Source organism: Klebsiella sp. K5-204, assembly GCF_030128585.1.
In the GTDB taxonomy this organism is placed as follows: Bacteria; Pseudomonadota; Gammaproteobacteria; order Enterobacterales; family Enterobacteriaceae; genus Klebsiella; species Klebsiella quasipneumoniae.
In genome coordinates this window covers 669,736-685,910 of the sequence record NZ_JAKUZS010000001.1, presented here as the reverse complement: position 1 = coordinate 685,910, position 16,175 = coordinate 669,736, and the positions used below count along the sequence as shown (strand labels likewise).

Below are 16,175 nucleotides of genomic sequence, written 5' to 3'. Positions count from 1 at the left end.
TTCACCCGGGTGGCTCCGGCCACCTTATCGTGTCCCCTTCGCGGGGACTAACTCATTATCGCTGCCCTGCAGCTGGCCTCCCGCTGACAGCGTCACCGGTATAAAATAGCGTACGTGATAGCGCTTCTCCTCTGCCTCTCCTCCTTCCGCATGACGGGTCATGAAGCATTCAATGTCATGCCCATCCCGACGGCTTACCCCCAGCGTTGGCAACTGTTCCAGATAGAGATCGCTGGACAAACGGGCATAGCGTGACCAGCTGCCGTAGAATTCAACCCCCACATACAGCCCCGACCGGGTGGTCAACGCGGACGACGGCTTTCGCGCCTCGTGACAACCGACAAAGGCGTTAACCTCGACGTTAAGCTCATTTTGACTCGCTGCCGCGTAATCGGAGAGTATGGAAAGCGAACCGCCTCCAGCGGCAAAAAAGCGGTCAACCTTTTGTCTGATAGCCGTCTTGCCGGTACTTTGCAACACCATATCCGACAGGCGCAGTTCATACTTCATCGGGTAGCCATAATAGACCCGCTCCGGCAGGGAACAGATCCGAGCCAAAGGCAGGCTCTCATCATCCGTGGGGAATTTTTTTAACAGTTTTGCCGTGTCCCAGTGCGCCGCGCAGCGGTACTCCCGTGGCGAAAGCGAGAAACGTTTCTTAAACTTCCGGGAGAAGGTCTGCGGCGAATCGTAACTCAACTGCCAGGCTATGGCGGCGATCGGTTGCCGCGTTAAACGCAGACTGACCGCTGCGATGGTCAGCCGCCGCAGGCGAATATACTGCCCGATGGGTAACCGGCCATATTGATAAAACACCTCGTACACAAACCGACGCGAATAGCCCATATACTGCGCCAGGTCATCGATCGCCGGGTTACAGTAGATATTATCCTCCAGCCACGCCAGCATTTTTAAATAGAGCATTTGCTTCATAAGCACCGCATACTTCCTGTAATCTTGTCCTCCGCTAATTTTAGCAACAGATACTGGCTACCACTAAGCTTTTTATGCATCGCAAAAATAAAAAATTATTAAAGTGCTTAAAACGCCATCTAATATAGGCTTATCATTTTGTTTATTAGGAACTTTCGCATACCAACACACCGTTATCTCACTTTTCCTGGCAGATATTGCATTAACGAAAAACATCCCTTAGATTACCCCAGCTAAAAAAGACCTGCGCATCACCATTATATTCTTTAATTTATTCTGACACCTTTTTCATACCCCACTGGGAAGTTATATGACGAATTTTTTGATCAATATAAAAAATCACTATTTGCGAGTCGCTATTGCGGAGCTGGTGGATGAAGCGATGAAGACCTACGGGGGATCAGCATATCAGTTTTCTGAACAATGGGACCTGGAGTCGATAGCGCAATCTCAGGTGTTCTTCACGGAAATGGTGGCGGGAGAATGGTACCTGTGTCATGACCTGTTTCAGCATGCCCCAGAGCAATACACGCTTTTTATTTTCCAGGACAATGAACAAGCTACCGTCGAAGAGGGCTTACCCAACTGTCTGCGGCAGGCGGTGTTTATACCTCCCCATGCTCCCGTGCAGCGTCTTAAAGATGAGATAGTCAGCGCGATTCAGCGCCCCTTATCTCCTCAGCATGACCCGGCCTTCAATCGGCTGCGGCGTTGTATCAATTGCGCCTGCAAGTCGGTCAGCGATGCGCAAACCAAAGTCATTTACGCGTTCAGTATTGGTCTGAGTCCGCATGAAGTTGCCGCGGCGCTAAAAATTAGCCACAAAACCATTCACTCGCATAAAAAGAATATTATGAACAAGTTCAATTTGCACAGCCGCCAGCAATTTAACAACCTCGTAAAACTACTCGCCAGACGTTAATACAATCGTCATTATATTACCTCTGCAGATTATCTTCTGGAACGGAAGACGTAGCGTCTTTTGCGTCTTTCCTGAATATAAGAAAGACCACTCCACAAAGAAATGACGGGACAAAAAATCAAACACAAAATAATAAATAAGTCGCTCATGTCAGACCTGAAAAAAGGAATTTAACTTACGTTGATAATATGCATTTGCTTTTAATCAGGCAAGACCAGCATCTCTTTTTGAGAGCGGGCAATATAATGGCAGGATAATTCCTGGTGGCGAATGTTAACCGATAATTTAAGGCGGTGGACCAATACCGCAGGAGGAATGAGTGGCCTGTTTGCCCTTTTTTGCATTGGGAATGAGAAAATGATAGCTAAACCTCAGATTCCCTGTAGAGTGAAGGTAATCACAAAGTGAAGCTCCCGTTCCGCGTAGCGGACATCACGGTTGGTTAAATGTCATAAAAAACAGCCTCCCTTCTCCGAGGGTCTGGCCATACCTCCCTAAATACGCGCTGTGCGGACCATTACGCGCTGCCGCAGCGACCGGAATGATTATGCTAACCACCCTGATATACCGCAGCCAGGTTAATCCTGCCCGCCCGCCCACCGATCTCGACGCTTTAATTCATCGCGCCAGCGGGAAAAACATGCCTCTTGGCATCACCGGTATTCTGCTGTTTAACGGCCTGCAGTTCTTCCAGGTGCTGGAGGGAAGCGAGGAAGATCTTGAGTCGTTATTCCACGAGATACAGAGCGATCCGCGCCATCGCGACGTGGTGGAACTGATGCGCGACTATTCGGCCTACCGTCGTTTTCACGACACCGGGATGCGCCTGCTGGATCTTCGTCTTTTCGAAGCCGACAGCGCGCTGGAGGAGCTCCTGCGCTTTAGCTCGTTTGGGGTCACCGAGCCGGTCAACGACCGGATGTTCCGCCTGATTAGCGCCTTTATCGCCGACGGTGGGCGCTATTGTCTACCCGAGCCGCTGCAGCCTTCTCGCTGGACGATGATGCCTGCCCCGGCCACTGCTACGGCGCGCCACCTGCCCGATCAACCTTGCCAGTTTGCCCTGCAGGCCATCGTCGAGCCGGCCACAAAGCGGGTCTCTTCCTTTGAAGCGCTGATCCGCAGCCCCACCGGCGGATCTCCTGTAGAGATGTTTGCCGCCATCCCGGCGGAGGATCGCTACCGTTTCGACCTTGAGAGCAAAGCGTATGCCTTCTCTCTCGCCGGTCAGTTACCGCTTGGTAAACACCAGCTGGCCATTAACCTGCTGCCCGGTTCGCTGTATAACCACCCTGACGCCGTAGGCTGGCTGATGAACAGCCTGCTGGCGGCCGGCCTCAGACCTGACCAGGTGCTGATAGAGGTTACCGAAACGGAGGTGATCACCTGCTTTGACCAGTTCCGCAAGGTGCTCAAAGCGCTGCGCGTCGCGGGCATGAAGCTGGCCATCGACGACTTTGGCGCGGGTTACTCCGGCCTGTCGTTACTGACCCGCTTTCAGCCCGATAAAATCAAAGTGGATGCAGAGCTGGTGCGCAATATTCATATCAGCGGCGCCAAGCAGGCGATTGTCGCCTCGGTCGTGCGCTGCTGCGAGGATTTGGGCATCACGGTGGTGGCGGAAGGCGTCGAAACCCTGGAAGAGTGGTGCTGGCTGCAGTCGGTGGGCATTCGCCTGTTTCAGGGGTTCCTTTTCTCCCGACCGTGCCTGAACGGCATCGGGGAAATTTGCTGGCCGATAGCGCGTCAGGCCACGGATCTGTAAGGCCGCGGTAGGCGGCAGCGTCACTGCCAGTGGGGGAGCTTTTCGCCCAGCGCCGCCAGGGCGAAGCGCACCGCTTTCGCCACCACTGTCTCGCAGTCACCGGTAAAGCGCAGCCGTTGGGTTTCGATCTGGCCGCGAAAGTTCCAGGCAAACCATACCGTGCCGGCGGGGGTACCATCCTCTCCCCCCTCCGGTCCCGCATAGCCGCTGATGGCGATGGCGATGTCGGCCCCGGCTATCGCCAGCATACCGCTGGACATCTCCTTCACGCACGCTTCGCTGACAGCGCTGTGTTCCGCCAGGGTTTCCGCGCGCACCTGCAGCACATTGCGCTTGGCTTCATCGCTGAAGGTAACCACGCCGGTATCATAAAAGGCCGCGGTATCAGCCTGAGCGCAGAGCGCTGCCGCCAGATTGCCGCCGGTGCAGGATTCCGCAGTGGTGAGCCGCCAGCCGCGCGCGATAAGCGCGCGGGCCACCTCGGCGGTCAGTTGATGAGTATGTTGTGCGTCTTTATCGATCTCGTCAGCCATTCTGACTCCTCGCCGAATTTGAAAAGTATCACCGCCTCACTGCCCTGTTAACAGGATAGCATAGTGATTTCTCTCGTCGCCTGGAGGCCGTTTACGCCACCTTGAGTGGATAAAATAAAGGCCCGCAGCGCGGGCCTTGAAAGGAACTCCCTCGGCACAGAAGCGGAATCACACTTTGTGTTCGATCACCCGCCCCTGGTTCTCAATGGCAATTTTGCGCGGTTTTTCGCTCTCGGGGATCTCCTGATGGATAGCGATTTTTAAGATCCCGCTCTCCAGTTGCGCCTGATTAATCTGGGCGTGTTCGGGAAGCGAAAAACTAAGCTGGAAATCAGCCCGGCGAATGCCTTTATAAATCCAGCCCTGGCTGTTTCCGGAATGATTGTCGGTTTGCGCGCGTTTACCGGTAATATGCAGATTACCGCCTACGGTCTCTATTTCCAGTTCATCATCTTTCCAGCCAGGCACGCTGACGCTGAGCAGGAAATTACTGTCATCCACTTTCTGTAAATCGTAGGCTGGTAAGGTCCCCACCGGCGTATCGCCCGTTAACTGGCTGAAAAGACGGTCGATACGGTTAAAGCGATCGGCAAAAAGGGAATCAGCAAATACCGGGAGTGCTGACAAGGTTTTGAGTGCCATAATTAACCTCCTGAATATCCATTCAAAAGCTCAACATAAAGGCAAGCATTGCTTGTCCGCTTTATAAAATAATAGCTAAAGCGCGTTTTTCAAGACCCGAAATAAAAAAATTTCATCGTCAGCCACAGAAAGAAATAACCAGGTCAGGTGGCAAAGTGCCCCCGCCAGACGGCGGGGGCTGGGGTGCTTCTGAGTCCCATAACTGATGCTGTTTAACATTCAATAAACAGAAGCGTCATGTATATATTACTTGTTCAAGGGGATGTCAACGCCCGAATCGCGCCCCCTCCCCCGTCGCCCTGCAATAGCGCCACGAGAAATGCGGTTCCCCTGACGATCGTTTCGCCAACAGCGGCGGCCTCGACATCACTTTGGCCTCGCTGGCGCCAGCCGGAAGACCCTGGCGAAAATTTACGCCGTCAGGGAAGGAACCTTTCACCTCCCTCCGTGCCTAATAACCTGCATACGCACTTTCTGAGGCATCACTATGACCGGCATTTTTATCTCTACCACCCTGTTCGCCCTCTTCGCGTCGATGTTGATCGGTCTGGGGATGGTATGGAAAGGCATCTCCAACAACCCGGATAACTAATCCCTTATGTACGCCGTTGCTCTTCGACTGATGCAGCGGCGTGATAGCGCCTTCTACCGGCATCCGGTCAGGACCACTTCTGCTTCCGCTCAGGCATTATTGACAAGAGTATGCCCTTACCGAACCGTTTTTGAATAAATGATTCATGCAATAAATACATCACTTGAATTAATACATTCCAATCCAGAATTAATGTTTGTTATATGTACAATTTAAGCAGTTTGTGCCAAATCACCGGCTACATCAGGGCAAAAGCAAAAATCAAGACCTTGATTTATATGCTTTTTCAAGTCTTTCCCAGATAAAGTCTCAAAAATGGATTTATTGATTTTATTAGCTATTAGAAATATCCTAATCCCATATACTGTAAATGCTCTCCCCCTTAAAAAATATTAATATTTTGACGATCGGCATTACTATGACTAATATTTTCATTAATACTGAAAACATATTTCTTAATCGAGGTGTTTGTGAACTTCTTATCGAGGTCGCAAAGGAAGAAAACATCTGTACACCTTTTTCCATTTTGCAATACTCACCAGATACTCTCGGTCAGATAGATATGCTTTTTACGGAAATGACGACCGGTGAACATTATCTATGCCACCCGGTTTTCAAAAAAATCCCCGAACACACATCTATTTTTATTTTCGTTCCCACCGATAGTGCTATGCAAGTTGATCGGATACCGTATTGTCTACGTGATGCTACTTTTATTAGTATCAACACCGGATTGCACCGTATAAAAAATCAGATTGCGAAACATCTCATGGAGTCAACAGCGTCGATTGCTAGTAGCCAGGTAAAAGACAGCAGACGCTGTGTAAAATGCCCTCGATTAACATTGACCAAATCACAACTTTATATTATCGATGCGATCAGAACGGGAATGAATAATCAGCAGATAGCGCAAGAACTGGGTATCAGCCATAAAACGGTCTTTTCCCATAAAATCAATATCATGAAAAAATTCCAAATAGCCACCAAACAAGAGTTAACGAAATTCTCATCCGTTGCTCTTGCGCTGTCCTCAGGAAGGAGCGGTTAACGTCGAGTTTTGTTAAATCGCATCTTCATTTTTCTTCGATCTTTAACATAGGAGAGACCAAAAAATAATGATATCAATAATAACACTACCGCCAGGGATAATAATAGCCAGTTACTCATAAACAACCTTGTCAAAGTAAAAGATGATTTTTAAATAATAAGGGGTAAAAGTTTTCAAACACAACCAAGTACCAACCATTTCAGACAAAGGTAAAGCCACATACGATAATTCTGAAAAGCAATAAAAAGAGAAGAAGCCTTCTCTCTAGCCCCGGTTATTAGGGTAATAAAGATTAATCGTAAAGAGAAAAAGTCAGGTACCACACCGAACGGTTGTTACAGAGTCGTCTGGCAAGACGCTGGCCTGAAATGGTAGCCTCTCCCTGTGGAATGATTGTGGTTTTTGGCAAGGCGTCCCCTTTTTTCCGCTGTTCTATACTTTTAGTCAGACATCTGGCTGGAGGTGGCGATGTGCGGACGTTTTGCGCAAGCACAGACGCGGGAAGCATACCTGGCGTTTCTCGCAGAAGAGGCCGAACGCGATATCCCCTGGGACCCGGAGCCCATTGGGCGGTATAACGTCGCGCCCGGGACAAAAGTGTTACTCCTGAGTGAAAGGAATGAGCAACTCCACCTCGATCCCGTTCACTGGGGCTATGCGCCGGGATGGTGGGATAAATCACCGCTGATTAATGCCCGGGTTGAAACCGCTGCCACCAGCAGGATGTTCAAACCGCTGTGGCAGCACGGGCGGGCGATCTGCTTCGCCGATGGCTGGTTTGAATGGAAAAAGCTCGGAGACAAAAAGCAGCCCTACTTCATCCAGCGGAAGGAAGGCCAGCCGATATTTATGGCCGCTATTGGCAGCACCCCCTTCGAACGCGGGGACAGCGCCGAAGGATTTTTGCTGGTGACCGCTGCCGCCGATCGCGGTCTTGTCGATATACATGACCGCCGGCCGCTGGTCCTGACGCCGGAAGCCGCCCGGGAATGGATGAGGCAGGATCTCACCGCCGCAGAAGCGGCGGAGATTGCCAGGGACGGAAGCGTCTCCGCCGACGATTTCACCTGGCACGCGGTATCGCGGGCGGTCGGCAATGTGAACAATCAGGGGCCAGCGTTAATTGAGCCAGTAGAGTGAGCGCATAACTCTGTGGCCGATCCCCCGCCTGATGCGCCGGCTGCGGTGCGATCCAGCCTTGCCAATAAGCCCCCGCGAGTTACCCCGACTGGCTTAACCACTCGCTTAAGGTCAACGAATAAAGCAGACTCGGCGGCGCATTTTCTATATCGGCAATCTCGTTGATGAACCTCAAGCCTGCTTTCTCGAGCACTTTTCGCGAAGCCAGGTGATTCGCCCTCACCACCGCTGAAATCTCCGTGAGTTTGATCGCCTCGAAGCCATATCTTACCGCCGAGGTCGCGAGGTCGGTGGCCAGCCCTTTTCCCCATGCCTCTGTTGCGAATCGATAGCCAAGATTGTTGAGGATGACATCGTTATAGCGGCGAATACTTAAGCCGCCAAAGCCAATGATTTTTTCCGGGGCATCACGCGCCGATATGGCCCAGTTGCCAAACCCGCGATCGTGCCAGTGGGCAAGCCAGCGCTGGAGAACCGTACTGGCATAGTCAATATCCGGGTAGAGTCCTGCGGGGTTAAAGGTATTGGTCGCCGGATCGCCATAAATTCGGTAAAGATCGGCGACATCTTCAGCCATGACAGGGCGAAGACGCAGGCGATGAGTCTCAATATGCAAACGTATCTCCTTGACGAGTGAGGTGGCCCGCGACGCTTCGCGAACCCTCCCTGCCGTTGTGGATGCCTGGTACTCGTTCAAGCGGAACTGAGAAGCACGATTAAACAGATACTTCCGGCAATAAAAATAGGATATGGTAATCCGGAAACGGGATCCCTTTTTATCGGCGCCACGCATATCGTTACCGAGTGAACACAGGACTGTAAATGATCGATGACATCCGCTACCTGATAGTCTTTGCCAAAATTGTCGAGAGCGGTTCTGTTTCAGGCGGCGCCGCGGCGTTAGGGTTGTCGACCGCAACAGCAAGCGCACATTTATCCAGGCTTGAGAAAAACCTTAACAGCGCTTTGCTCTACAGAAATACCCGAAAGCTTTCTCTAACACAAGATGGCGAAAGTGTGCTGGAGACCGCCAGATCGATGCTCGAGCTCTATGAAAAAGGCGTCATTGAGTTTAAGCAACGTTCGGTATCCACAGCCGGTAAGCTGCGTATCTCCATACCTGCCGTTTTTTTAAACAGCCCATTCACTCACCATCTTGCAAATTTCATTAAAGAGAACCCGGATATTGCTCTGAGCATTTCTTATAGTGACCTGCGCGAGGACATTATTGCCGACAGTATTGATGTCGCCTTTCGCATTGGCGAGCTCCCCGATAGCGCTCTCAAGGCCCGGCACCTGTTTGTTCTGCCGCGAAAGCTGGTGGCAGCAAAGGGCTTTCTCCTGCGCTATCCTCCCGTTGATCATCCCGCTATGCTTGAATCAATGCCGTGGATTGGGCTGACGATGAGGGAGAATGTGCGCGAGTTCAGACATCGCAACGGCGAACGGGCGATAATAAAGTATACACCCGGCGTGTATGTCGATAGTGTTGAGGCCGCCTATGCCCTTGCCAGACAACAAATTGGCCTGGCCGCTCCGCCGCGTTTTCTCTGCGAAGAGGATATCCGCCGCGGCGACATGCAGGAACTACTTCCTGACTGGTCATTAGCCCCGCTAAAAGTGTATGCCCTATGGCCTGGCAATATTTCAGTTAGCGGCGCGGCCTATAAGTTGATTAATTATATCTATAATGCCGTTGAACATCAGCCGCTATGAATAGGTAATAGACTGCGAATACAGTATGTAACCCGCAGTCATGCACAATAATCCGCCCATCACCAGATTAAACAGGCGGATCTGTGCTCTGCTTTTGAGAATCGCTGACATTTTATCACCGAATATCGCCCAGACCGCCAGGGACAGATAGCAGACAAAAAAGTAGATGATAATAAATAGCGATATACTCAGGCGCGACGAGGGTTCAGAAAACAAGGCGACGCCAGAGGCACAGGCAGCCCAGGCTTTAGGATTGAGCCATTGCATTAAAAAACCCTGCACAAACCCCGGCGCCTGTGCTTTTTTCAGTGTCCATTCCGGATGTGAAGTAGCAATTTTATAACCCTGAAACAAGATAAATAACGAACCAACGATATTCAGATAGCTAAAAAACCAGGGGTGCGTTGCGATGGCCGCGTAGAGTCCAAAACTAATAAAGACCAGTAACAATGTAAAACCAATAGTGGCGCCCGAGACGAAAGAAAATGTTTTTCTGAATCCATGCGCAGCGCCGGAAGAGATAATAACCATATTAACCGGACCTGGCGAAAATGACAGGGCCAGCGCAAACATAAGCATAGTAACGATCAAAACCATTTATTTATCCGTTTTCCAGGGAGAGATATCGTGGCAGGTGGTTTTATTACCACCTGCATGACGTTATTGAAAGACTACCTCGATATCGCAACGGGATTAAGTGGCTTTTCTCTAAATGTGTATTTGATTATTTTCGCGCTATTTCTCCTGACCGGCGCCTGGCGCAATCCCCTGCGATCAAAGCATGGCCAGTGAAAAGCGCCTGATAAGGAAAACACCCAATCGATCGCTTCTCACCGCCCGATGGCCTATGCGCTCAACCCGCGATTTTTCAGCATCGGCTCAATCTTTGGATCGTGTCCGCGCCACTGGCGATACAGTTCAGCTAAATCAGCGCTATTGCCGCGAGATAAAATCGCCTCGCGGAAGCGCTGACCGTTCTCACGGGTCAAACCGCCCTGCTCCACGAACCACTGATAGCCGTCGTCGGCCAGCATCTGGGTCCACAGGTAGGCGTAATAGCCTGCCGCATAGCCGCCGCCGAAGATATGGGAGAAGTAGCTGCTGCGATAGCGCGGGGGAACGGCCGCCAGATCGAGGTGTTCTTCCCGGAGTACCCTCTGCTCAAATGCATCCACCTCGTCCGGAAACGCGGTGGTCGACAGCGTGTGCCAGCGCATATCGAGCAGCGCAGCAGCCAGCAGCTCGCTCATGTCGTACCCTTTATTGAAGGTTGCCGCACGCAACATATTGTCGCGCAGCGCCTCCGGCATCGGCTCTCCGGAGCGATAGTGCTTCGCATAGTGGGCGAATACCTGCGGATGGCTGGCCCAGTGTTCGAAGATTTGCGACGGAAACTCGACAAAATCCCGCGGGGTATTGGTCCCGGAGAGGCTGGCATAGCGCTGGCTGGCGAACAGTCCGTGCAGGGCGTGGCCAAACTCATGGAACAGGGTGATCACCTCATCCCATGACAACAGCGCGCTCTGTCCGCTCTGCGGCCGGCTATAATTGCAGACGTTATAGATAACCGGGCGCTGCTCCCGCAGGGTCGACTGTTCGACAAACACGTCCATCCAGGCGCCGCCGCTCTTTGAATCGCGCGCGAAATAATCACCGTAAAACAGCGCCATCCCTTCGCCATTGTGGTCGAAGATCTCCCAAACCCGCACATCCGGGTGGTACACCGGGATGTCAAAGCGTTCCACGAAGCGGAGCCCAAAGAGCTGCGATGCCGTCCAGAAGACGCCGTCCTGCAGCACGCGCTCGAGGGCAAAATAGGGTTTGAGCTGCGCGTCATCAATGGCATAGGCAGCCCGCCGCACCTGCTCGCTGTAGTAGAGCCAGTCCCATGCCTGCGCGCGAAACTCCCCGCCTTCGTTGTCGATCACCTGCTGGATGTCCGCCAGCTCACGTTCCGCCCTCGCCCGCGCCGCCGGCGCGATCTGGCGCATAAAGCCCGATGCCTCCGCCGGAGAAGCCGCCATTTGATCGGTCAGCGCCCAGCTGGCGTAATTTGTCGCCCCCAGCAGTTCCGCCTGCTGCGCGCGGATCGCCGCCAGCCGCAGCACCAGACTACGGGTATCATGCTCATCGCCCTGTTGATTGCGCGTCCAGCCGGCGGCGAAGAGATTCTCCCGCGTTTGCCGGTCGCGCAGCGCAAGCAGCTGCGGCTGCTGGGTGGTGTTGGTCAGCGTCAGCAGCCAGCGATCGCCGAGCCCTTTTTCCCGCGCCGCGTCGGCCGCTGCCGCTATCTCCTCATCGGTCAGGCCATCCAGTTGATGCCGGTCATCGACCACCAGGCCGCCGCTTTTCGCCGCCCCCAGCAGCCGCTGCTGGAACTGACTTTGCAAAGTGGCCGCTTCGGTATTCAGGGCGCGCAGCACCGCCTTCTGCGCCGGGGCCAGCGTTGCCCCGGCGTGAACAAAGCGTTGCCATGTCAGGGTCAGAAGACGCCGGGATTCGCCGTCAAGCGAGAGCGTCTCGCGCTGCTCGTAGACGCTGTTCACCCGCTGGAATAAAGCCTCGTTGAGCCAGATGTCATTCCCCAGCCCGGCGAGCTCGGCGGAAAATTGTTCATCCAGTGATTGCAGATAAGGGTTGGTATGAGCGCTGGCCATGGCGAAAAAGACCCGCGTCACCCGCGCCAGCAGCTGTCCGCTCTGCTCCAGCGCCTCGAGCGTGTTGGCGAAACTGGCCGGCTGCGGATTGTCGATAATGGCGCGGATCTCCTCGCGCTGCTGCCGGACGCCCTCATCAAACGCCGGCCGATAGTGACTGTCTTCAATCAGATCAAACCGCGGCGCCTGGTAAGGCAACAGACTGACGCTAAAAAAGGGGTTTTGTTCGGACATCTTTCTCTCCTGTACAGGCTTATCCTGTAAGATTAGGCTTCTCCTTAAGGGGTCGCAATGATTTCGGTTACCGGTCGCCGCCTGTGCGTGCTATGGTATGAAAACACAAAAAGCGTTGAGGAACAGTAAGATGATTATCATGGTCACCGGCGCCACTGCCGGTTTTGGTGAAAGTATTACTCGCCGTTTTGTCGCTAACGGTCATAAAGTGATTGCGACCGGACGTCGCGAAGAGCGCCTGAAGACGCTGAAAGACGAGCTGGGCGATAATCTTTATATCGCGCAACTGGACGTTCGCAACCGCGCCGCTATTGAGACGCTGATTGCCGACCTGCCCGCCGAGTGGCAGGCAATCGATGTGCTGGTGAACAACGCGGGTCTGGCGCTCGGTCTGGAGCCGGCGCACCGCGCCAGCGTGGAAGACTGGGAAGATATGATCGACACCAATAATAAAGGGCTGGTGTACATGACCCGCGCCGTCCTGCCGGGCATGGTGGCGCGCAATCGCGGCCACATCATCAACATCGGCTCCACGGCAGGCAGCTGGCCTTACGCCGGGGGCAACGTCTATGGGGCGACCAAAGCCTTTGTTCGCCAGTTCAGCCTCAATCTTCGCACCGACCTGCACGGCACCGCGGTGCGCGTCACCGACATCGAGCCAGGCCTGGTGGGCGGCACCGAGTTCTCGAACGTCCGCTTTAAAGGCGATGACGCCAAAGCCGGTAAAACCTACGAGAACACCGAAGCCCTGACGCCGGAAGATGTGACCGAGGCGGTCTGGTGGGTGGCCACCCTGCCGAAACACGTCAACATCAACACCCTGGAGATGATGCCGGTGAGCCAGAGCTTTGCCGGACTCAGCGTTCACCGCCAGGGCTAACCGTCAGCCACCCGGCCTGCTGGCCGGGTATGGGCGGAACCGCAAAAAACGCGTAAAATAGTGCGCATAACCCCCTAAAAAGTAACCATCAATGGCCGCAGAATCGCAACTGAATCCGACGCAACCCGTCAATCAGCAAATTTACCGCATCCTCCGCCGGGATATCGTTCACTGCCTGATCCCGCCTGGCACGCCGCTGTCGGAGAAAGAAGTCTCCGTGCGTTTTGCGGTATCTCGTCAGCCGGTGCGCGAGGCCTTTATTAAGCTGGCGGAGAATGGACTTATCCAGATCCGTCCCCAGCGCGGCAGCTACGTCAACAAAATTTCCCTGTCTCAGGTGCGCAATGGTTGCTTTGTCCGCCAGGCGATTGAATGCGCGGTGGTCCGCCGTGCCGCTGGTATGATTAACGATGAGCAAGTCTATCAGCTGGAGCAGAATCTTCATCAGCAGCGTATTGCCGTCGACCGCCAGCAGTTAAACGACTTTTTCCTGCTTGATGATGAATTTCACCAGAAGTTGTCAGTTATTGCCGATTGTCAGCTGGCCTGGGATACGGTGGAAAACATCAAAGCCGCTATTGACCGCGTGCGCTACATGAGCCTCGACCATGTCTCCTCCCCGGAGATGCTGCTGCGCCAGCATCATGAAATTTTCACCGCGCTGGAAAAACGCGACGCCGAGGCGGTCGAGAAAGCCATGAGTATTCATTTGCATGAAATCAGCGAATCCGTGCTGTTGATCCGCCAGGAGAATCGCGACTGGTTTAGCGAAGAGTAAGGACCAGACGGCTGCGAAATAAGGCAGACGCAGCCGTCGTAATGGAAAGGATTATCTGACCACCAGCACCGGCGTTTTGGCGTAGCGCAAAATGGATTCGGCGTTGGAGCCCAGCAGATGGGTGGAGATCCCCGGTTTGCGGGAGCCAATCACTATCACATCGAACGCTTCGTTGTTACTGATAGCCAGAATTTCATCGCGCACGTTACCAAAGACGACCCGGGTATGGATCCGCGACATCGGCATGTCGAACAGTCGCGCCACCTCGCGCATCTTTTTCTCCGACTCTTCCTGCATATAGGCTTCGAATTTACGAATATCCGCCGTAAACCCGCGTAATAACGAACGGCTGCTGTTCGGCAGAACGTTGAGCAAGGTGATTTCGCCATTTTCCGCCGACGCGAGAAATTCCGCGTGACGCACTGCCTTATCGCTTAAATCCATTTCAAAAACATCAACAGGCAATAAAATCTTTTTATACATGGCCCGCACTCCTTTTCCAGAGAAAGTGATTTTTCAATAACTTAACTATGCCATTTTTGCGGTGAATGACCAGCCTTTATTCGGAAAAATAACAGCTAATTATCTTTAGTAAATCAGGGAAATATAGAGTTATGTAAGGACATTGCGTTCGATCATATTTTTAGTCTGCTAAAAGCGATCGACAGCAAAAAAAGAAATATCGGCGGAACCGTGCGGAAACAGCAGAAGAGCCAGTGTCGATCCCATGACCGACACCGGGAATAAACGATTATTGCGCCTCAGCCCATGCGGCAACGGTGGCTTTGGCCCCCTGACGCTGCAGCGCAACATAGGCGCGGGTCACCGCCGAAACGAACCGCGCTTCCTGCGGCAGCTCACGGCCGAAGATGGCCTCAATGCCCAACAGCGCTTTGACGCGCGCTTCGCCATCGGCGCTGGCGGCTACCGCCTCCTTGATCACCGGCAGCAGCGGATCGCAAATTTCGATCGCCTGACCGGCGTCGTCAACACCGCCGACATAGCGCATCCAGCCCGCCACGCCCAGCGCCAGCAGCGTGAAGTCATGCTGGTGCGCCAGGTGCCAGCGTACCGAGTCCAGCATGCGCTGCGGCAGCTTCTGGCTACCGTCCATGGCAATCTGCCAGGTACGGTGTTTGAGCGCCGGATTGCAGTAGCGGTCAATCAGCAGACTGGCATAGTGTGACAGATCCACCCCCTGCACTTTCAAGGTCGGAGCCTGCTCGTCCAGCATCAGCGCCAGCGCCGCGCGGCGGTAATTGTCATCCTGCATACAGTCGTTGATATGCTGATAACCGGCCAGATAGCCGAGATAGGCGAGGAACGAATGGCTGCCGTTGAGCATCCTCAGCTTCATCTCTTCGAAAGGCACCACATCGGCGACCAGCTCCGCCCCCGCTTTCTCCCACTGTGGACGTCCGGCGACAAAGTTATCCTCAATCACCCACTGGCGGAAAGGCTCGCAGGCCACGCCAGCCGGGTCGCGCACGCCGGTCAGCTGTTCAATTTTATCGAGGGTTTCCGCCGTCACCGCCGGGACAATACGGTCCACCATGGTCGACGGAAAGGTGACATTCTGTTCTATCCATGCGGCGAGGTCCGCGTCCAGCGCCCGGGCGTAGGCGCAGACGACGTTGCGCATCACATGACCGTTTTCCGGCATGTTATCGCAGGACATCACGGTAAAGGCCGACAGCCCTGCCTCCCGGCGACGCGCTAAGGCCGCCACCACCACGCCCACTGCCGATTTCGGCTGGCGCGGGTTAGCGAGATCGGCGGCGATCAGCGGGTGATCGAGCTGCAGTTCGCCGCTGGCTGGCGAATGGCAATAGCCTTTCTCGGTAATGGTCAGGGAGACAATGGCCACCTGTGGCTCACACATCGCCGAAAGCACGGCCTCGAGACCATCGACCTGGGCGTGCAGCGCCTGCTTCACCACCCCGACCACGCGCGCGGTCCACGCGTCGGCGGACATTTCTGCCACGGTGTACAGCAGATCCTGCTGCCGGAGATCGGCGATCTGCTGCTCGCCGCCAATCAGGTTGACTTCAGTGTAGCCCCAGTCGCTGCCGTGCTCGCTGGCCAGTATATCGGCGTAGACCGCCTGATGGGCGCGGTGGAACGCGCCAAAACCCAGATGGACGATACGGGGGACCAGCGCGCGGCGATCGTAGTCCGGCTGTATGGCGTTAGCGGTTAAGAGGGTGTTTTCCATGATGACTCTCGTTGTTATGTGGCTCATCAACCATTCTCTGGGAGAACTCTCGAGGAGAATGCCTTTGTGCCTCAACCATCTCACGCAATTGGTATAACATCTTTGATTTCTGTCAACTAC

At 53.8% G+C, this 16,175-nt stretch carries 20 protein-coding genes; 9 read left to right on the top strand and 11 right to left on the bottom strand.

Annotated elements, in window-relative coordinates; translation table 11 throughout:
- Positions 1-24 precede the first annotated feature (24 nt).
- A complete protein-coding gene (locus MKR05_RS03405; protein WP_238875598.1) occupies positions 25-933 on the bottom strand; it encodes a helix-turn-helix domain-containing protein in 909 nt (302 codons plus the stop codon).
- Positions 934-1,243: 310 nt separating this feature from the next.
- Between MKR05_RS03405 and kbvR the strand changes: the two genes are divergently transcribed.
- Positions 1,244-1,855, top strand: a complete 612-nt coding sequence (kbvR, locus tag MKR05_RS03400; RefSeq protein WP_048297462.1) for a LuxR family transcriptional regulator KbvR — start codon at positions 1,244-1,246, stop codon at positions 1,853-1,855.
- Positions 1,856-1,884: 29 nt separating this feature from the next.
- Here kbvR and MKR05_RS03395 read toward each other — a convergent pair whose 3' ends face one another.
- The gene (locus tag MKR05_RS03395) at positions 1,885-2,004 is read right to left on the bottom strand and encodes a small membrane protein (RefSeq protein WP_137910593.1); all 120 of its coding nucleotides are present in this window, start codon (positions 2,002-2,004) and stop codon (positions 1,885-1,887) included.
- A gap of 398 nt (positions 2,005-2,402) precedes the next feature.
- On the opposite strand from MKR05_RS03395, the gene MKR05_RS03390 reads away from it, so the two are divergent.
- Positions 2,403-3,620, top strand: coding sequence for a diguanylate phosphodiesterase (locus MKR05_RS03390; protein WP_044522842.1), 1,218 nt, complete (start codon positions 2,403-2,405; stop codon positions 3,618-3,620).
- A 20-nt stretch (positions 3,621-3,640) separates the two neighbouring features.
- Here the strand turns inward: MKR05_RS03390 and MKR05_RS03385 are convergent, their stop codons facing one another.
- The 3 genes from MKR05_RS03385 to MKR05_RS26945 form a co-directional block, all read right to left on the bottom strand.
- Positions 3,641-4,153, bottom strand: a complete 513-nt coding sequence (locus tag MKR05_RS03385; protein WP_023289595.1) for a 2-oxo-tetronate isomerase — start codon at positions 4,151-4,153, stop codon at positions 3,641-3,643.
- A 168-nt stretch (positions 4,154-4,321) separates the two neighbouring features.
- Positions 4,322-4,795 (bottom strand): Hsp20 family protein, encoded by a 474-nt coding sequence (locus tag MKR05_RS03380; protein WP_044522839.1) that lies wholly within the window; start codon positions 4,793-4,795, stop codon positions 4,322-4,324.
- A 435-nt stretch (positions 4,796-5,230) separates the two neighbouring features.
- A complete protein-coding gene (locus tag MKR05_RS26945; RefSeq protein ID WP_224222711.1) occupies positions 5,231-5,332 on the bottom strand; it encodes a hypothetical protein in 102 nt (33 codons plus the stop codon).
- On the opposite strand from MKR05_RS26945, the gene MKR05_RS03370 reads away from it, so the two are divergent.
- On the top strand, positions 5,292-5,387 hold the full coding sequence (locus MKR05_RS03370) for a YnaM/YnfT family protein (protein ID WP_272482055.1): 96 nt from the start codon (positions 5,292-5,294) through the stop codon (positions 5,385-5,387). The genes MKR05_RS26945 and MKR05_RS03370 overlap by 41 nt on opposite strands.
- Before the next feature lie 412 nt (positions 5,388-5,799).
- The gene (locus MKR05_RS03365) at positions 5,800-6,435 is read left to right on the top strand and encodes a LuxR C-terminal-related transcriptional regulator (RefSeq protein ID WP_238875596.1); all 636 of its coding nucleotides are present in this window, start codon (positions 5,800-5,802) and stop codon (positions 6,433-6,435) included.
- On the opposite strand, the gene MKR05_RS27020 is transcribed toward MKR05_RS03365, so the two are convergent.
- The gene (locus tag MKR05_RS27020; RefSeq protein WP_048297460.1) at positions 6,432-6,554 is read right to left on the bottom strand and encodes a small membrane protein; all 123 of its coding nucleotides are present in this window, start codon (positions 6,552-6,554) and stop codon (positions 6,432-6,434) included. The two genes, MKR05_RS03365 and MKR05_RS27020, sit on opposite strands and share 4 nt — an antisense overlap.
- Positions 6,555-6,903: 349 nt before the next feature.
- On the opposite strand from MKR05_RS27020, the gene MKR05_RS03360 reads away from it, so the two are divergent.
- Positions 6,904-7,575 carry an SOS response-associated peptidase gene (locus tag MKR05_RS03360; RefSeq protein WP_130952606.1) on the top strand — a complete coding sequence of 224 codons (672 nt, stop codon included), beginning with the start codon at positions 6,904-6,906 and terminating at the stop codon, positions 7,573-7,575.
- 79 nt (positions 7,576-7,654) lie between these two features.
- Here MKR05_RS03360 and MKR05_RS03355 read toward each other — a convergent pair whose 3' ends face one another.
- Entirely contained in the window at positions 7,655-8,191 is a 537-nt protein-coding gene (locus MKR05_RS03355) for a GNAT family N-acetyltransferase (RefSeq protein WP_284118064.1), read from the bottom strand.
- A gap of 206 nt (positions 8,192-8,397) precedes the next feature.
- Here MKR05_RS03355 and MKR05_RS03350 point away from each other — a divergent pair, with 206 nt between their 5' ends.
- Complete coding sequence (locus MKR05_RS03350) at positions 8,398-9,291, top strand: LysR family transcriptional regulator (RefSeq protein ID WP_044522828.1); 894 nt, start codon at positions 8,398-8,400, stop codon at positions 9,289-9,291.
- Here the strand turns inward: MKR05_RS03350 and MKR05_RS03345 are convergent.
- Entirely contained in the window at positions 9,286-9,888 is a 603-nt protein-coding gene (locus MKR05_RS03345) for a LysE family translocator (RefSeq protein ID WP_130940625.1), read from the bottom strand. The genes MKR05_RS03350 and MKR05_RS03345 overlap by 6 nt on opposite strands.
- 30 nt (positions 9,889-9,918) lie before the next feature.
- Here MKR05_RS03345 and MKR05_RS03340 point away from each other — a divergent pair, with 30 nt between their 5' ends.
- The gene (locus MKR05_RS03340; RefSeq protein WP_157855516.1) at positions 9,919-10,083 is read left to right on the top strand and encodes a hypothetical protein; all 165 of its coding nucleotides are present in this window, start codon (positions 9,919-9,921) and stop codon (positions 10,081-10,083) included.
- 53 nt (positions 10,084-10,136) lie between these two features.
- On the opposite strand, the gene dcp is transcribed toward MKR05_RS03340, so the two are convergent.
- Positions 10,137-12,182, bottom strand: a complete 2,046-nt coding sequence (dcp, locus tag MKR05_RS03335) for a peptidyl-dipeptidase Dcp (protein ID WP_130940624.1) — start codon at positions 12,180-12,182, stop codon at positions 10,137-10,139.
- A 130-nt stretch (positions 12,183-12,312) separates the two neighbouring features.
- Between dcp and ydfG the strand changes: the two genes are divergently transcribed.
- Both ydfG and MKR05_RS03325 read left to right on the top strand, forming a co-directional pair.
- Entirely contained in the window at positions 12,313-13,062 is a 750-nt protein-coding gene (gene ydfG, locus MKR05_RS03330; protein WP_004206024.1) for a bifunctional NADP-dependent 3-hydroxy acid dehydrogenase/3-hydroxypropionate dehydrogenase YdfG, read from the top strand.
- A 91-nt stretch (positions 13,063-13,153) separates the two neighbouring features.
- Positions 13,154-13,840 carry a GntR family transcriptional regulator gene (locus MKR05_RS03325; RefSeq protein WP_004206025.1) on the top strand — a complete coding sequence of 229 codons (687 nt, stop codon included), beginning with the start codon at positions 13,154-13,156 and terminating at the stop codon, positions 13,838-13,840.
- Positions 13,841-13,891: 51 nt separating this feature from the next.
- On the opposite strand, the gene MKR05_RS03320 is transcribed toward MKR05_RS03325, so the two are convergent.
- Entirely contained in the window at positions 13,892-14,323 is a 432-nt protein-coding gene (locus tag MKR05_RS03320) for a universal stress protein (protein ID WP_023289558.1), read from the bottom strand.
- Between the two features lie 268 nt (positions 14,324-14,591).
- Positions 14,592-16,055 (bottom strand): mannitol dehydrogenase family protein, encoded by a 1,464-nt coding sequence (locus MKR05_RS03315; RefSeq protein WP_101990889.1) that lies wholly within the window; start codon positions 16,053-16,055, stop codon positions 14,592-14,594.
- Between the last annotated feature and the right edge of the window lie 120 nt (positions 16,056-16,175).

What these genes read in the sequence shown, in the direction of transcription:
- MKR05_RS03360 (WP_130952606.1), top strand. Translation starts at nt 6,904, where the DNA reads ATGTGCGGACGTTTTGCGCAAGCACAGACGCGGGAAGCATACCTGGCG.
- MKR05_RS03315 (WP_101990889.1), bottom strand. Translation starts at nt 16,055, where the DNA reads ATGGAAAACACCCTCTTAACCGCTAACGCCATACAGCCGGACTACGAT.
- MKR05_RS03390 (WP_044522842.1), top strand. Translation starts at nt 2,403, where the DNA reads ATGCTAACCACCCTGATATACCGCAGCCAGGTTAATCCTGCCCGCCCG.
- MKR05_RS03320 (WP_023289558.1), bottom strand. Translation starts at nt 14,323, where the DNA reads ATGTATAAAAAGATTTTATTGCCTGTTGATGTTTTTGAAATGGATTTA.
- MKR05_RS27020 (WP_048297460.1), bottom strand. Translation starts at nt 6,554, where the DNA reads ATGAGTAACTGGCTATTATTATCCCTGGCGGTAGTGTTATTATTGATA.
- MKR05_RS03405 (WP_238875598.1), bottom strand. Translation starts at nt 933, where the DNA reads ATGAAGCAAATGCTCTATTTAAAAATGCTGGCGTGGCTGGAGGATAAT.
- MKR05_RS03345 (WP_130940625.1), bottom strand. Translation starts at nt 9,888, where the DNA reads ATGGTTTTGATCGTTACTATGCTTATGTTTGCGCTGGCCCTGTCATTT.
- MKR05_RS03385 (WP_023289595.1), bottom strand. Translation starts at nt 4,153, where the DNA reads ATGGCTGACGAGATCGATAAAGACGCACAACATACTCATCAACTGACC.
- MKR05_RS03350 (WP_044522828.1), top strand. Translation starts at nt 8,398, where the DNA reads ATGATCGATGACATCCGCTACCTGATAGTCTTTGCCAAAATTGTCGAG.
- kbvR (WP_048297462.1), top strand. Translation starts at nt 1,244, where the DNA reads ATGACGAATTTTTTGATCAATATAAAAAATCACTATTTGCGAGTCGCT.
- MKR05_RS03325 (WP_004206025.1), top strand. Translation starts at nt 13,154, where the DNA reads ATGGCCGCAGAATCGCAACTGAATCCGACGCAACCCGTCAATCAGCAA.
- ydfG (WP_004206024.1), top strand. Translation starts at nt 12,313, where the DNA reads ATGATTATCATGGTCACCGGCGCCACTGCCGGTTTTGGTGAAAGTATT.
- dcp (WP_130940624.1), bottom strand. Translation starts at nt 12,182, where the DNA reads ATGTCCGAACAAAACCCCTTTTTTAGCGTCAGTCTGTTGCCTTACCAG.
- MKR05_RS03380 (WP_044522839.1), bottom strand. Translation starts at nt 4,795, where the DNA reads ATGGCACTCAAAACCTTGTCAGCACTCCCGGTATTTGCTGATTCCCTT.
- MKR05_RS03395 (WP_137910593.1), bottom strand. Translation starts at nt 2,004, where the DNA reads ATGAGCGACTTATTTATTATTTTGTGTTTGATTTTTTGTCCCGTCATT.